The organism is Aetokthonos hydrillicola CCALA 1050 (assembly GCF_017591665.1).
Taxonomy (GTDB): Bacteria; Cyanobacteriota; Cyanobacteriia; order Cyanobacteriales; family Nostocaceae; genus Aetokthonos; species Aetokthonos hydrillicola.
Genome location: NZ_JAAKGC010000117.1, coordinates 1 through 15399, shown reverse-complemented (window position 1 = coordinate 15399; position 15399 = coordinate 1). Strand labels below are relative to the sequence as shown.

At 41.7% G+C, this 15399-nt stretch carries 9 protein-coding genes and 1 pseudogene; 7 read left to right on the top strand and 3 right to left on the bottom strand.

Annotation, left to right across the window (positions count from 1 at the left end; all coding sequences use genetic code 11):
• The first annotated feature begins 762 nt into the window (after positions 1–762).
• The 5 genes from G4P69_RS31860 to G4P69_RS31840 all read left to right on the top strand — a co-directional run bounded on the left by G4P69_RS31860 (position 763) and on the right by G4P69_RS31840 (position 8742).
• Positions 763–1725 (top strand): hydrogenase small subunit, encoded by a 963-nt coding sequence (locus tag G4P69_RS31860; RefSeq protein WP_208353696.1) that lies wholly within the window; start codon positions 763–765, stop codon positions 1723–1725.
• A 21-nt stretch (positions 1726–1746) separates the two neighbouring features.
• Positions 1747–3342 carry a nickel-dependent hydrogenase large subunit gene (locus G4P69_RS31855; RefSeq protein WP_208353693.1) on the top strand — a complete coding sequence of 532 codons (1596 nt, stop codon included), beginning with the start codon at positions 1747–1749 and terminating at the stop codon, positions 3340–3342.
• 224 nt (positions 3343–3566) lie between these two features.
• Positions 3567–5675 (top strand): CHAT domain-containing protein, encoded by a 2109-nt coding sequence (locus G4P69_RS31850; protein ID WP_208353690.1) that lies wholly within the window; start codon positions 3567–3569, stop codon positions 5673–5675.
• A 1333-nt stretch (positions 5676–7008) separates the two neighbouring features.
• Positions 7009–7965 (top strand): tetratricopeptide repeat protein, encoded by a 957-nt coding sequence (locus tag G4P69_RS31845; protein ID WP_208353679.1) that lies wholly within the window; start codon positions 7009–7011, stop codon positions 7963–7965.
• Positions 7966–8001: 36 nt separating this feature from the next.
• Positions 8002–8742, top strand: coding sequence for a metallophosphoesterase (locus G4P69_RS31840; protein WP_208353673.1), 741 nt, complete (start codon positions 8002–8004; stop codon positions 8740–8742).
• A 31-nt stretch (positions 8743–8773) separates the two neighbouring features.
• Here G4P69_RS31840 and G4P69_RS31835 read toward each other — a convergent pair whose 3' ends face one another.
• Positions 8774–9337 carry a Uma2 family endonuclease gene (locus G4P69_RS31835; protein ID WP_208353658.1) on the bottom strand — a complete coding sequence of 188 codons (564 nt, stop codon included), beginning with the start codon at positions 9335–9337 and terminating at the stop codon, positions 8774–8776.
• A gap of 340 nt (positions 9338–9677) precedes the next feature.
• Here G4P69_RS31835 and G4P69_RS31830 point away from each other — a divergent pair, with 340 nt between their 5' ends.
• Complete coding sequence (locus G4P69_RS31830) at positions 9678–11663, top strand: alkaline phosphatase family protein (RefSeq protein WP_208353655.1); 1986 nt, start codon at positions 9678–9680, stop codon at positions 11661–11663.
• A 453-nt stretch (positions 11664–12116) separates the two neighbouring features.
• On the opposite strand, the pseudogene G4P69_RS41125 reads toward G4P69_RS31830, so the two are convergent.
• Positions 12117–12296: pseudogene (locus G4P69_RS41125) on the bottom strand (hypothetical protein); the annotation flags it as partial.
• A gap of 794 nt (positions 12297–13090) precedes the next feature.
• Between G4P69_RS41125 and G4P69_RS31820 the strand changes: the two are divergent.
• Entirely contained in the window at positions 13091–13327 is a 237-nt protein-coding gene (locus tag G4P69_RS31820) for a four helix bundle protein (RefSeq protein WP_208346652.1), read from the top strand.
• A gap of 710 nt (positions 13328–14037) precedes the next feature.
• Here G4P69_RS31820 and G4P69_RS31815 read toward each other — a convergent pair.
• A complete protein-coding gene (locus G4P69_RS31815; RefSeq protein ID WP_208353647.1) occupies positions 14038–15003 on the bottom strand; it encodes a M12 family metallopeptidase in 966 nt (321 codons plus the stop codon).
• Positions 15004–15399: the final 396 nt, after the last annotated feature.

Here is a 15399-nt window from a genome sequence, read left to right as displayed (position 1 = left end):
GAGCAACATTTCGATTTTTTCTTGTGTTGTCGCTGACTCTGAAGCGATAGCACGAATCGCTGCTTTCACTGCTGAATCTGTAACGCTAGGTGTCATTACTACTAACCTTTTGATGAAAGGGGGATTTCATCGAGAATTTTGTGATACGTTTGAAAATTAGTACACTAGGCGCGGAAATAAATCTATCATTTAAAATGATAGATTTATTTCTTTAGCTTACATAGCCACTTTCAAGCTTCAAGAAGCTTCTTTAACTGAAGAAATAAGGTTCCTGAAGCTGATAAATTAGATACAATTACTATATAAAGAGTAATACATTCATCAGTTGATGAATACTAAATTCTTGCTGTTTCAATAAATAAAATCTGTTATTAAAGAACATTTTAAAAATTTTTTCATGGAAAAATAATTTCGATTATATATAAAATTTGTTTGTTCACAGATAAAGAAAAAAACTAATATTGAATAAGAATTCAGAAGTCGGAATTCAGGAGCCAGAAGTAATCAGGTAGCGATTAGACCACCAGCTGATTAAAGAGGAGTAAAATCTTCTTCTATTGGAGACGGTACTGATTAACGTAGTTCCTTGCTTAAGAGTTACGATTTTGGTGGGGGACTTAAACCTCTTTATTCATCCGCCAGTAAAACAGAATTTAGTATGAATTTTGGCTCCTGAATCCTGACTCTTGGATTCATTGATAATGAATCTCTCTAAATCCGAAAAGCTGAATCAGAAATCGTAAAAATATAAAAAAACAGCTGATGACCAACTTACTCTGGCTGCACGGTGGTGCTTGTTCGGGCAACACAATGTCATTTCTCAATGCTGAAGAACCTACAGTTTGTGATTTAATCACTGACTTTGGTATCAAGGTTCTTTGGCATCCATCTTTGGGGATGGAATTAGGAGCAAACTTACAAAAACTGTTATGGGATTGTGTATCCGGTAAAGTTCCTGTTGATATTTTAGTATTTGAAGGTACAGTTATCAATGCTCCTAATGGCACTGGTGAATGGAACCGATTTGCTGACCGTCCAATGAAGAACTGGTTGAGCGATTTATCCAAAGTCGCTAACTTTGTTGTTGCTGTAGGAGATTGTGCTACGTGGGGAGGAATTCCTGCCATGGCACCGAATCCAAGCGAATCTCAAGGATTACAGTTTCTCAAACGTCAAGAAGGCGGTTTTTTAGGAAAAGATTTTCGCTCAAAATCGGGATTACCTGTGATCAATATTCCAGGATGTCCAGCACATCCTGATTGGATTAGCCAAATATTAGTTGCGATCGCCACAAATCGAATCAGCGACATTACTCTCGACGAATTGCATCGCCCGCAAACGTTCTTCAGTAGTTTTACTCAAACAGGTTGTACACGTAACCTCCACTTTGCCTACAAAGCAACAACTACCGAATTTGGCCAGCGTAAAGGATGTCTCTTCTACGATTTAGGTTGTCGTGGACCAATGACCCATTCTTCCTGCAACCGCATCTTGTGGAATCGCGTTTCCTCTAAAACTCGTGCAGGAATGCCTTGTATAGGTTGTACCGAACCAGAATTCCCCTTCTTTGACCTCGAACCAGGAACCGTATTTAAAACCCAAACTGTCATGGGGGTTCCTAAAGAGTTACCACCAGGAGTCAAAAAGAAAGACTATGCCTTACTTACAATGGTAGCAAAAGACACAATGCCAGCTTGGGGAGAAGACGAGATTTTTACTGTTTAGCGCATGGGGCATAAAAGACAAATGACAATCCAAACATTAGACATTTCACCTGTTGGTAGAGTAGAAGGCGATTTAGATGTCCGAGTTGAAATAGAAGATGGACAAGTCGTCAATGCATGGACTCATGCAGAACTGTTTCGAGGATTTGAAGTCATCTTACGAGGAAAAGATCCTCAAGCAGGGTTAATTGTGACGCCTCGCATTTGCGGAATTTGCGGTGCTTCTCACCTCACTTGTGCATCTTCTGCATTAGATACTGCTTGGGAAACAGAAGTTCCACGTAACGCAATCTTAGCAAGAAATCTAGGTCAAATTGTTGAAACAATCCAAAGTATACCTCGATATTTTTACGGTCTATTTGCTATTGACTTGACTAATAAAAAATACGAGAATAGCAAATTTTATGAAGAAGCGTGTAGACGCTTTGCAGCTTTCACTGGTAAGTCTTACGAACTCGGCGTGACGATTTCTAGCAAACCCGTAGAAATTTATGCCCTTTTAGGTGGTCAATGGCCCCATTCTAGTTACATGGTTCCTGGTGGGGTGATGTGTGCCCCTACCTTAACAGATATTACCCGCGCTTGGTCAATTCTGGAATATTTCCGCACCAATTGGTTAGAGCCTGTATGGTTGGGTTGTTCTTTGGAACGTTACGAAGAAATTAAGACTTACGATGATTTAATGACATGGCTCGACGAAAACCCAAACCATCGAGATTCAGACTTAGGTCTTTATTGGCGTATGGGTTTAGATATTGGTTTAGATAAATATGGCGTTGGTGTTGGTAAGTATGTGACTTGGGGATATTTACCTCATGAGGATAAATACCAGAAGCCTACAATCGCTGGACGAAATGCTGCCACGATTATGAAAAGTGGAGTCTATGACAGTTTCACAGACACTCACACTTTAATGGATCATACTTTTACCCGTGAGAATACAACTCACTCTTGGTACGAAGAAGGAAAAACAGATATTCATCCTTTTGATCGGACTAGTAAACCTACCCAGAAGAACACTAAAGATTTCAACAATCAGTATTCTTGGTCAACTGCAGTGCGTCACCAAGATTATGGACGTTTGGAAGCTGGTCCTTTAGCGCGTCAGTTAGTTGCAGGTGGAAAGCATGGTGAGTCTTGGCAGCACTATGATGGGTTTATTTTGGATGCTTTTAAGCAGATGGGTGGTGCAAGTATCCATCTACGTCAACTTGCGCGAGTTCATGAAGTGGTCAAGTTGTATCGTCAAGCTGAACACTGCTTGCGTGAGTTTAAATTAAATGACCCTTGGTATATCAAACCCAAAGAAAAAGATGGACGCGGCTGGGGTGCAACAGAAGCTGCAAGGGGTTCTCTGTGCCACTGGATAGAGATTGAGGGCGGTAAGATTAAGAATTACCAAGTTATCGCGCCTAGTACTTGGAATATTGGACCCCGTGATGCTGAAGGAAAACGTGGTCCTATTGAGGAAGCTTTGATCGGGACACCGATTTATGACTCAAGTGATCCCGTAGAGGTTGGTCATGTAGCTCGTTCTTTCGATTCTTGTCTGGTTTGTACTGTACACGCCCACGATGCAAAAACGGGTAAGGAGTTGGCACGTTTCCGGACCGCGTAGTGTAGCAAGACTAGAAGTACTCTGGAATAAACAATTATGTTTATTCCAGAGCGGTAATGATGATACCTAACCACTTGCAAAAAAAACGCTGCGATAGAAGATTACCAGTTGGTTAATAATCAGGATACCTTCGTTTCTTACGAAATACTGATGGCTTGGGGTTTATTTTTGTGGTAATGACTCCTTGATGGTTCTGATTTAGCACCACCTTCAGTGAGGTCTTTATGCACCTTCGTTTCCTGATCTGCAATATTGTTTGTCTTAGTGTTGTGCTGTTTTTAAAATCTGAGATAGCATTACCGATCGCTACTGTAGTCACCTCAAATACTGGTTATAAAAACTACTACAAAAAAATTGCTCAGGTTTCTCCAAATAACAATAGTAAATCTGAGGTAACGCGGCTAAACAAAGAGGGTATAAGACTATCAGAGAAACGTTTCTTTCCACAAGCCTTGGAGAAATTACAAAAAGCGTTGACTCTCACTAGAGATACAGGCGACCGTTTTTTGGAAGCTGTGACTCTTAATAACATTGGCAGGGTTTACCAAAATCAAGGTCGGTATTCGCCTGCCTTTAAATTTTATCTGCAAGCTTTAGTTATTAACAAAGAACTGAGTGTTACACAAAAGAATCCAGAGTATGCTCTGGCTCAGCTTGGTAAAACTTATAGCAACATAGGCTATTTGTTCGATTTACAAAAGAGACCAGACTTAGCAATTTTCTTTTATAAGCATTGTTTAATTAATCGCGAGAAAGCTCGTCGACAGCCAGCAGTACTTTCTCAACCTCAACCAGATGCTTATAATATAACTGTTGCCCAAACCTATCGTCTTTTAAGTGAACGATTGCTAGCATATAAACGTGTTAGAGAAGCACTGAGATCTCTAGATTTATTAAAAGTTGAAGAACTAGAAGGGTATCTTCAGAATGTCCCTGGTAATCAAAGGACTGTTAAGGGTATTGATATAGCCTCAGAGGAAAAACCAATTAAACAAAAATTGGATCAAACTCTGCAGAATGCTATTTTAGAGGGCAAAGAACTTATAGAAATACGTAAGATTCCTGCTGAGAGGAGATCGCCCCAACAGCAAAAACGCATAAATGAACTCGTCGCAAATCAGCAGAAAATATTGGATGAGTTTAATGACTTTATCACTAGTCCAAACGTAAAAGAGCAGTCAGAGCAAATTAGCCGTACTGCTAGGCGTGAAAATTTGGATTTGGAGAGTCTTAACGATATTCGGGCTAATTTGATGGAGTTCCCCCAAAAATCTGTACTTCTTTATCCTCTAGTTTTAAAGGATAGTTTGGAGTTGATCGTAGTGACTCCTGAATCTCCGCCAATTCATCGCACCGTGGCTGTTACACGAGAACAACTTTACCAAACAATAGCGAGCTTTCGTCAATCTCTACAACCTAGTCAAAATATTAAAAAACCTGCTCAACAATTATACGATTGGTTGATCAAACCAATAGAAAAAGATCTGAAGGTTTCAGGTGCACAAACCCTAATTTATGCACCAGATGACCAATTGCGCTACATTCCTCTAGCTGCTTTATATGATGGCAAGCAATGGCTTGTGCAACGTTTTAGTATAAATAACATCACCGCAGCCAGCCTAACTAGATTCAATACTTCATCAAACTCTCAGTTGCATGTTTTAGCAGCCGCCTTTACCAAGGGTAGTTATCAGGTTAAAGTTGCTAATCGCCAATTTACTTTATCTGGACTACCATTTGCGGCGCGGGAAGTAGAAACTTTAGCAAATGTGGTTCCTGGTACTAAAAAACTCCTTGGCGATGCATTTAGCCCTAAGACAACTGTACCTCAATTGGATGACTACACGATTGTTCATTTTGCGACTCATGCAGGGTTTGTCGTTGGTAAGCCAGAAGATTCTTTTATCTTATTCGGGAATGGTGAACATGTAACCCTCAAAGATGTGGCCAATTGGTCACTACCTCATGTGGATTTGGTTGTTTTGAGTGCTTGTGAAACTGCAGTAGGCGGTAAATTGGGTAACGGGGAGGAAATTTTGGGATTCGGTTACCAGATTCAAAAAACCGGTGCTAGGGCTGCGATCGCCTCTTTATGGACTGTAGACGATGGTGGCACGCAGGCATTAATGAGTGCTTTTTACACTCTTTTGTCTTCTGGGAAGTTGACAAAAGCCGAAGCGTTACAACAGGCACAAATTGCTCTAATTACTGGTAACTTTCCTAAACTCGGTCAACACCAAAGTAGAAGCCATAGCGTAACGTCAGTACCAACAGATAATTTTTCTCACCCGTACTACTGGGCTCCATTCATTTTAATTGGAAATGGACTTTAGAGGGGATTGGGTACTGGGTACTGGGGATTGGGTACTGGGAAAGAACGTCTCTCAATACCCAATCCCGGAGATTGACCTTCTTGACGGTCTCCGTCCTAAAGGAGCGGAGATTCTTAAGACACAAGTGTCTCAATATCCTGTTTTCACAGGTACGCGCGGCTCAATACGTTTGCCGCTTAGGGCGTACTGATATCTCCTCAAGAGTGTTTTGGGCGTAGACTTCCTCCCAGTCCGGGAGTAGGTTTTATTTAAATGTCTTGTACTGACATGTTCAAATTCTAACACAAAGCCGTCCTACAAGGACGGAGTTTTAGACCCAATTTTTTGATAAAAACTTCAGAATTTTCATCCATAATACTTTCTTAAATAAAAAAGCGCACTTTCTTCTCCTGTTGTGACTCAGAGGAATAAAGTGAGCAGTTTACGAATAGGGTCTTTTTGGAAAGTTATCAACTAATCAGGGAGATTGATAACTTTTTGGTAGATATAACACTGCCTGTAAATATACTTCCCAACGAATTTTCATGTCTTCTACCTTGCAAAAGAGTTTTAGTAAAATTTTTTTGTGATTTTTAATACAATCATGAATTCCACAGTCAACATAGCTAACGGGATTTTTTTATCGCTATGTAGATATGAACTGGGTGGGGTGGGTACTCAAAGCAACATCACCGCACAGATAATCTGCTTAGGATTATCTCGCTCGAAATGTAATTTGGCTAGAATGTATCACGCCCATCGTGCCACAAACATCAGTGTAGTACCAAGAACCTGTTGAGCCGTATATATTAATTGTCGTCGGCCGTCGAACCGAGCATAAGATTCTTCCATTCGGGGATTCCCTGATGTTTGATGGAGGATCGAAAACAATGGCTACTCCTGTTCTTGAAACAGTTCCCTCAGCAATCAGGGTATGATCTTTTGTGATATCAGAAGGTTTTGTTATCTGTGCAGTATTATTACTGAGTGAGGTTGCTAACACTTCAGAGCCTATAACAGAACAGATCAAGGTAGTAGCAATAAATCCAGAAATATAGGTAGAGACTTTCATAACTTAATTTAAGGTGTGTCTGCGAACGACAAAATCAATGATGTTGAGCTTGTAACTATTATTCTAAGCGTATCCTTTAGTTACAAGTGTTGCAAAAGAATTTAAAGAAACGTAATCGTTCTGCACGCAAGACACAGCAAAGATTAGAACCAAAAAAAATGATTGGCGAAGCACCAAAATATTTAAGTATAAAATTAACAAAAATACGAAAGCCGCTACTTTTGGAATGAAATGTTAGTATGGCTATGGTGCTAGGTCACGCTGTGGCGAGGAAGACCTACTATGTCAGAGTCAATGTTACCAGACTATCCTCCTAGCTATGAGCAAGGTCATAGACTATTCCAAATGGGTAGAATTCATGAGGCAGTCGAAGTTTTCAAAGCCGTTCTAGCACAGGATGCAGATAATGTACCTGCTTTATACCTACTAGGCGTTTCCTACTATAGGATGCAAGAATTTCGTCAAGCACAGGCACAATTTAGAAAAGTGATTGCTTTGGATGACGGTCACTATAATGGTCATTATTATCTAGGTCTGACTTTAGAACAAGATAATCGATTAAATGATGCTTTAATTGAATATCGATTAACGTTAGCGCTCAAACCTGATTTTACAGAAGCTCAGCAAAAATTAACACAATACAACCAGGCTTTATCCTCAGCATCTGATATTGTTCAGCAAGGTCAAATAGACAAGACCATAGTCGAAAGTATGGATATTGACCGTGACTTTATGAACGGTGGAAATTTATACCCTAGTACAGTCAGTGGAAATTTAATTTATAAAGGTTATCGTCGCATAAGCTCATTTAGTGGTACTTTTGTTTTAATGGCAATCTGTTTACTCGGTAGTTTTATCTTCTGGGTGATTTCAGGTTTTTCTGAGTATGTTGTGGCAGTAGCGTGGGTATTAACCAGTTTATCTGTATTGTTATGGTTATATTTACTGGTGAAATCTCGTACCACTAAATACAGTGTGTATGAACATAGAATTGATTTCAAGAACGGTATTTTCTCTAAACACGAGCGCTCCCTTTGGATATATCAGATTGAAGATACATCGTTGACTCGCTCGTTTTTAAATCTGTTAACTAATGACGCAGTTGTTCATTTGCAAGCAGAACAAAAAAACTTCGAGATTATTGGAGTTGGGAACTCTCAGTTTATGAAAAGATTATGGCAAGAGATCCGTGATGCTGCTCTGGTGCAACGTCGGGCGATGAAAAGATGGTGGATTTGAAGCAAAATTCACAACAATGCAATAGCGGGAAAACAGATGAAAATCCAAGTTGTATCTGATCTCCATGTCAATTCTCAACCAGACTGGGGGCGATCGCTTCTCAAAAGCATCATGACTCCTCAAATGGATCTCCTGATTATTGCAGGTGATCTAGGTGAAGTTATTCACCCGTCTTGGGAGCAAGCTTTAATTGAGCTAACCACTTACTACCCTTATGTTTTACTGGTTCTTGGGAATCGCGAGTACTACAACAGTACTCCAGAGATAGTGCAACAGATGACTTCCAAACTGCAAAAAGAACTTCCCAATCTATATATCTTAGAAAATCAGACAATTACATTAGAAGGAGTTAGATTTGCAGGTACAACTCTTTGGTTTAATGATACTTCTAAAACTGATGAATACGAAAAGTCAATAAATAACTCTGAAATTAACAACTCATTCGACGTTTGGGTTTATCAACGCAATCAAGCAGCACGAAAATTTTTAGCTGACTTAAATGTAGATATCATCATCACGCACTACTTACCGTCACCTAAATCTATTTCACAAGAATACCAAAACCATCCTCGTAACTACTTGTTTGTAAGCGATGTAGAGGATATCATTCACAAAATACAGCCTTTATATTGGTTACATGGTCACACTCACTCTCAATGTGCCTACAAAATAGGCAGAACTCAAGTTATTGCTAACCCCCACGGCTACCCACAAGAAGCGTCCAACCATGGCTTTGTTAGACACCTGTGTTTGAGTATAAGTCACTCAATAGTTTAGAACTAAGCCCGTGAATGAAATCGATAGTTCCCTAATTTATCATTTTTAACCAACTAAATACTTGAGCAACAGTTAACTCCAAGTCTATCTCCGCTAATACTGGCAAACGCTGATCAGCTTGCAAAAGTTGTGGTTGTTGATTTGGAAGTAACACTAAAATGGAACGATCTTCTGGATCTATTAACCAACCTAGCTGGCAACCATGATCTAAGCAATAGAGAATATTGCCTGTGACTCGATTTGAACTTTGTTCTGGGGAAAGAATTTCAATTGTCCAGTCTGGACAAAGTAGAAAATCATTGGGTGCTTCCCCATCATCAGGGAAGGGAATGCGTGACCATTTGAAAACCGCTACATCAGGTACTATTGAACGGGTACCAAAACTACAGCGTAGTTCTGGAAAAGCATAAGCGCTCTTGAGGGGTTCGCCTACATCATTGATACTGTTGCATAGCTTTAGCTGTAGTCTGCTGTGCTTCCCTTTCGGCATTGGTTTTTGAAGAATCTCACCACTAATATATTCGCTAGCAGGTCTTGTTTCTGGTAGCTCAAGAAACTCCTCTAGAGTCAAAGATTGGGTAATTACTGTAGGCATAACTCAGCCAAGAAAAGCAAACGGAATATATCTTAGTTTACTGCATCAGTTGATGAGAGACGAGATTTTGATTATTTAGTTAAACAAGGGTGCAATTTATAGACAATAGGACTTACGCCTAATCCTGATGAGCCAGACACCCGCGAAATTAACAAGGATTTGTGTAGGTGTTCTTGACCGGATCAGTTATCAGTTGTTACAGCCCAAAGAACGTTTGATAACTGTTTACTGTTTACTCTTCACTGATAACTGTTAATGTTCCCTTAATATTATTATTGCTTGTGCTTAAAGTAGCGCCAGTAGCATCACAGTGGATTACACACTTTTAAGTACAAGTACAATGAAGTGGAATAACTCGTTCATTAGGTTGCTGAGTACATCAGCTGTAGCAGGCATTGCTGATCAAGTAGCAACACCTACAATAGATGTTTTTTGGTTTACTAAGCACTGGAAGAAACTTATTGTTGCCTTTATAAGTTCACTGGCTGTCGTTTTTTTGGTAAGTAAGCTATTTCCAGTAAGTCCATTAGTCGCTCAAGCACCAGCGCAGCGCAATGCTATTATCTTTGTGGCGGATGGTTTGCGTCCTAGCTCTGTGAATGCAACCGATACACCAGCTTTGTATAGTATTGCTCAAAAAGGAGTTAGCTTTCCTAATAGTCATTCTTTGTTCCCTACCTTCACAACTGCGAATGGTTCTGCGATCGCAACAGGGCATTATTTAGGCGACACAGGTGACTTCAGTAATACCATCTATGTTGGCTCTCCTATTCCTAATGCTGCTAACAGTGTCACACCCTTCGTAGAGAACGATGCGGTTTTGGCTGACTTGAATGATCTTTTTAGTGGTAACTATTTGAATGAAGAAACTTTATTAGCTGCAGCTAGGGAAGCAGGGTTTAGCACAGCAGCAGTTGGGAAGGTTGGACCTATTCTGATACAAGATGTTACCCAAGGAAACCGAGTTTCAGGAACTGTCCCTCCCCCAAACACTATTGTGATTGATGATACCACTGGTAAAACCGGTGGTGTCCCACTGAATTCTGATATCACCGCAGCTCTAACAAACGCTGGTCTATCTACAACAAGCCCAACTCGCGGAGATAACGGTACTTCAGGTACTAACACCACTCCTGGTACAACAGTTGCTAACGTCACTCAGCAACAATACTTTACTGACACAGTGACAAAAGCGATTCTTCCTTTGTTTAAAGATCGCGGTCAACGTTTTGTCTTAGTGTATTGGTCACGAGATCCAGATGGAAGCCAACACAATCAGGGAGACAGCCTTAATTCACTGACTCCCGGAATTAATGGTCCCACCTCAAAAGCAGGTGTGCAGAATGCTGATAACAACCTTGCCCAAATTCTTGACACACTCAAGAGTTTAGGACTTGATAAAACAACCGACGTATTCGTAACGGCGGATCATGGTTTTAGTACCATCAGTAAGCAGAGCAATACAAGTTATGCAGCTACTGTTTCTTATCCAAATGTAAACTCAGGGTTTCTTCCTGTAGGCTTTCTTGCAATAGATATAGCTAAAGGGTTAGGTTTATCACTTTACGACCCAGATCAGAATAACCAATTGGTTACTCCAGGTTCTGGTACAATCCCTAATCCTAAATCAGGTAATGGTTTGATTGGAACTGATCCTAGCAATCCAGACGTTGTCGTTGCAGCTAATGGTGGATCAGATTTGATCTATCTTCCAAATGGGAATAATAACCGAACTTTGGCTCGGAAAGTTGTAGATTTGCTTCTGCAGCAAGATTATATTAGCGGCCTATTTGTTGATAAGTCATTAGGGTCTATCCCGGGTACACTTCCTTTAAGTGCAATTAATTTGCAAGGTTCTGCACTAACGCCAACTCCTGCGATCGCAGTTAACTTCCGTTCTTTTGATACAGGATGCGGTAATCCTGTTGCGTGTGGTGTGGAAGTTGCTGATAGTGGTCTTCAGCAAGGACAAGGTATGCATGGTAGTTTTAGCCGTGCTGATACCTTCAACTATATGGCGGCTACAGGTCCTGACTTTAAAAAGAGTTATGTAGATCAAGCTCCAGTAAGTAATGTAGATGTTGCTGTAACCATTGCTGAAGTTCTTGGTTTAAAACCCCCAATTCCTGACAATCAAGGTAACTTAATCGGTCGCGTGATTAAAGAAGCTTTAGAAGGTGGACCAAAGAAAGTATCTTTCTTGGAAAGGACTGTAACATCTCAACCAGCTTCTAATGGGTTGAAAACCACTCTTAAATACCAAACAGTAGGTGAAACTCGCTACTTTGATGTAGCAGGTTTTCCTGGTAGGACACTTGGTCTTTAGTTAATTCCCATCCCTACTTTACTTCGTTGAAAGTAGGGACTTCCACCCAATTCGTTAACGGTTATTAGTCACAGGATTGAAACTAGTTGCTGTACGTTCGCTCATTTTTTAAGGGCAAGGAGAATTAATGCCTGACTGTGTAAGGTTTCAAGGTGATTGTGAAGATCCTAAAACCACCACCGTGTAATACTTGGTAAAGGTAGATGGGATTAACGGTGTATTATATGGTGCGAAGGCAGTCAAGTGTTGCCGTGTAATACTTGGAAGCCCAGAGAATTTACACAAAAGACTGTGAACCTACAGATTTTCGGTGTAATACATGGAGGATCCGCGCTATTCCATGTCCAGCTTTCGGTGTAATACACGGTTGAAGCTGATATTGAAACGGGACATTCAATTCCGTGTCTTAAAGTAACGGCGAGTGCTGATTTTATAGGGGGTAAGACGTAATTATTATGTCTTGCATAGCAGCGAATCTAGCTGATAAAGAGCAAAAGGCATTTTCATCAGGGAGAGAATTTGTTTTTGAAGCTCGGACACAGGGGTGATGAAAATGGTAGAATCAGGAAGAAAATAGAGATTAAGGTGACAAAAAGCCTGAAGCATTCGCTCCGCAGATGGGCGATGTAGCCTGGAGCTTGCTTACCTAACTTCAATTGTAATAAAACTTGGTCACGTACAGTTTCAAGTGTTGCCACGGACAGCGGCGTAGTCGCAAGTTCAGCAACAGTAGTTTTGGCTTGATTTACCAACCCTTTTTTCCATGTAATACTTGGGCTAGCATTGCCCCTAATCACCTGTTCCAAGTAATCAGCTCTACTCATACCGAAGCATTCAGCAGCGATACCCAAAGCCTTCCAGGTATCATCAGTTACTCTTAAAGAGCGCACAAATGCGATAATCATCGTCTTTAAGCGCGAACTTGCCTTGAATATTCCGCTTCCACATTACTCTACTCTAATACCGTGTATTACACAGTAATTTTAACCCTTAATTGGTATATGGACGGATGTAGCATAAATAATTACATCAATAGTCTCTTTATGAGCAATAGCCTCTAATTGCTTCCATGTATTACACCGTTTAACTGACCAACCCTGACCCAAGTATTACACGGTATCACCACCATCAGATCCACAATCACTTTGAAACCTTACACAGTCAGGCATTAATTCCTATTCCCTTCAAAAATGAGCGAACGTACAGTTTTAAGTGTGGGTTAAAAGCCCCCTGCTCCCTGCTCATAGCTCTCTGCTCCCTCTGAAGCTAACGCCTGACCAACCGCCGTGCTGTGCTCTTATAGCTGCGAGGCTGCAATCGGATCGGTGCGCTTGGGGTTCCATCTCCTATTAGCAAATACCCTTCTAGAGGTGGTAGCGATTGCAGTTGACTTGGTGACACAGTATATACCTCACGGGAAACGCTTTCTGTTTTTCTCACTCCTCGATCAAAAAGAATTGCACCTATGTTATGGCAGACGTTCTAAACAAGAATATTTACAGTTTCTACATATTGCTCTAGGTTCTCTCAGAGAACTTGATACACAATTAATTATTGCTAAAGAGGTCGATTTAGCCGATAAAAATCTTTTCACTCCTATACTAAATGAAGTTGAGGAAATGCAAAGTATTTTAGTTGCCACTTTAAACAAGCTAAAAGATTGAAGCTTTATTTACTACTTCTTCCTTCCTTCTTTTTTCTTTCTTCCCTTCTGACTTGTAAGAGCAGGGGGGGCAGGGGAAGCAGGGGAGGCAGGGGGAGCAAGACACTTACATACCTGGTGGTGAAAATTTTTTCATTGGGACTGCCTTCTGCCTTCTGCCTTAAAACCCTTTTCTGCGTTGATCACCAAAATTGGACAAGAACCAATCTAATTTGAGACTCGACACTTAGTTTTCCAGGGTTTCAAGTATTAAGTAATGTTTCGCCAGCAGTATCAAAAGTTGGGAAGAGCCTATCTTCCATGATACTCGACAACTTGTGACCAATGGATGGAAAGTTCCGCTACTCAAGACTCGACAGTAATGCCTAGTACGGTAGTTTGCGGCGTGTGGAAGGGGGTACCAGTGACCACGTCGATTAGCGCCAAACCAGGCCGGTGGGCACGGAACAACACCGAGTTCGGAGCCCCCATCGGGGTCAAGATATTCCCATCATCCCCTAGAATTGCAGTCAGGAAGGGACCTAACAACTCAATAACATCATCGCCAGAGCGGACACGGCCTCCAGTCGCCTGGAACATGAGTACGTCGCCCGGACGAATTGTTAGTGGCGATGGACACGCTCGCGCGTCCTGCACTTCAATGAACCGTGACATAGGCCTTGTCCCTCTTACTTCAGTCCCACCCGCAGCTACTTGCGGGATCGAGGTTAGTCAGACAGTTACTTCGACGTCTTCCGATTCCGCCCAACCATCTTGTTCTTGCGAAATCACCACGTAGCCCGACTTCGGGTAGATCTTCCCGGCAAACGTGTAGTCCGTCGGGTTAATGTCTGTGCCGCCGAGGATCGGGTTGCCGTCCTTGGTGATCAGCCCGGGGAGCTGGTAGCACATTATCGAAGTTTGGTCGACCGGGGTACCCACGAGCGATGCCTCGTCCAACGGGGTGAGGACTTGGGCGTATACAGTTGGTGGATCCCACCCGTAAGTCTCAAGGAACCACTTGTATGCCTTCACAGGGTCAATCCGGGCGACTAAGTCCTCCCGCATGTGTTCGTGAGGAAAACCCAGGGTGTGCCCAGTTTCGTGACGGATGACCCGCTTGTACTCCGACTCAGGGGTATTCATGTTAAACCCCTCAAGGTTCATTGTCTGGCGGTTTTTCGGGATGTGCAGGATGTCTGTCCCGAGGTACGAGTAGTACCCACCCGGCCCCCGAGAGATACGGACGTCCCCGGTTCCGTTCGTTTCAATGAACGAGATGCATGCTGTCTTGGTCCACGCGTTCATGTGGCTGATGATGCGTGCCTTTAAGTCACTCGGGGTACTCTCCATAAAGCTGACCGTCAGCCGACGGGGGGTCGGTCCCCAGTATTTCGATGTCATCACTGCGATCCGGAAGGGGTCGGTCACGTGATATCCCTCGGAGAGAGCAACGACCGGTCTAAGCAGAGGGGCGTTGACCGGGTTGATCTTCGTAGCGGTCTTCGCCGCCTCCACCAGTAGCCGCTTCGGGAGAAACTTAAGCGTACACCCGGGCACGCCCTTATGCGAAGGCGACTCCAACTTCTGGTCACCTTTGCACTCCTCGTCGAAATCCTCAGTGCTGTTTCCTAAACCATTTGCCACTTCAGCAAGCTTGGCTATAGCTTCGTATAGTCCCTGATTGTTCTGACTCATGATCCTACCTCCAGTTGAATAATTCCGAATTCGCACTCCTACTCCCACATGCTTCTATGCCGCTAACTTATCTTATAAATATGAGGAACTTGTGAGACTCTTTAAATACTTATTTTTTAATCTATTTTCATTAAATTATAATAATCGGTGTTTTTTGTCTTTTTAGTAAATTGGTTGTTTGTTACTTTTATTTATTAATATTTATGTAAAAAATAAAAAGTTCTTACATTCTAAGTAAGGATTTCTAAGCTTGGTGGGTGAGATGAGCGGAGCAACATTTCGATTTTTTCTTGTGTTGTCGCTGACTCTGAAGCGATAGCACGAATCGCTGCTTTCACTGCTGAATCTGTAACGCTAGGTGTCATTACTACTAACCTTTTGATGAAAGGGGGATTT

Bases quoted from the DNA above. Each gene is read 5' to 3' on its own strand.
- G4P69_RS31860 (WP_208353696.1), top strand. From the start codon at position 763: ATGACCAACTTACTCTGGCTGCACGGTGGTGCTTGTTCGGGCAACACA.
- G4P69_RS31815 (WP_208353647.1), bottom strand. From the start codon at position 15,003: ATGAGTCAGAACAATCAGGGACTATACGAAGCTATAGCCAAGCTTGCT.
- G4P69_RS31835 (WP_208353658.1), bottom strand. From the start codon at position 9,337: ATGCCTACAGTAATTACCCAATCTTTGACTCTAGAGGAGTTTCTTGAG.
- G4P69_RS31830 (WP_208353655.1), top strand. From the start codon at position 9,678: ATGAAGTGGAATAACTCGTTCATTAGGTTGCTGAGTACATCAGCTGTA.
- G4P69_RS31850 (WP_208353690.1), top strand. From the start codon at position 3,567: ATGCACCTTCGTTTCCTGATCTGCAATATTGTTTGTCTTAGTGTTGTG.
- G4P69_RS31840 (WP_208353673.1), top strand. From the start codon at position 8,002: ATGAAAATCCAAGTTGTATCTGATCTCCATGTCAATTCTCAACCAGAC.
- G4P69_RS31855 (WP_208353693.1), top strand. From the start codon at position 1,747: ATGACAATCCAAACATTAGACATTTCACCTGTTGGTAGAGTAGAAGGC.
- G4P69_RS31845 (WP_208353679.1), top strand. From the start codon at position 7,009: ATGTCAGAGTCAATGTTACCAGACTATCCTCCTAGCTATGAGCAAGGT.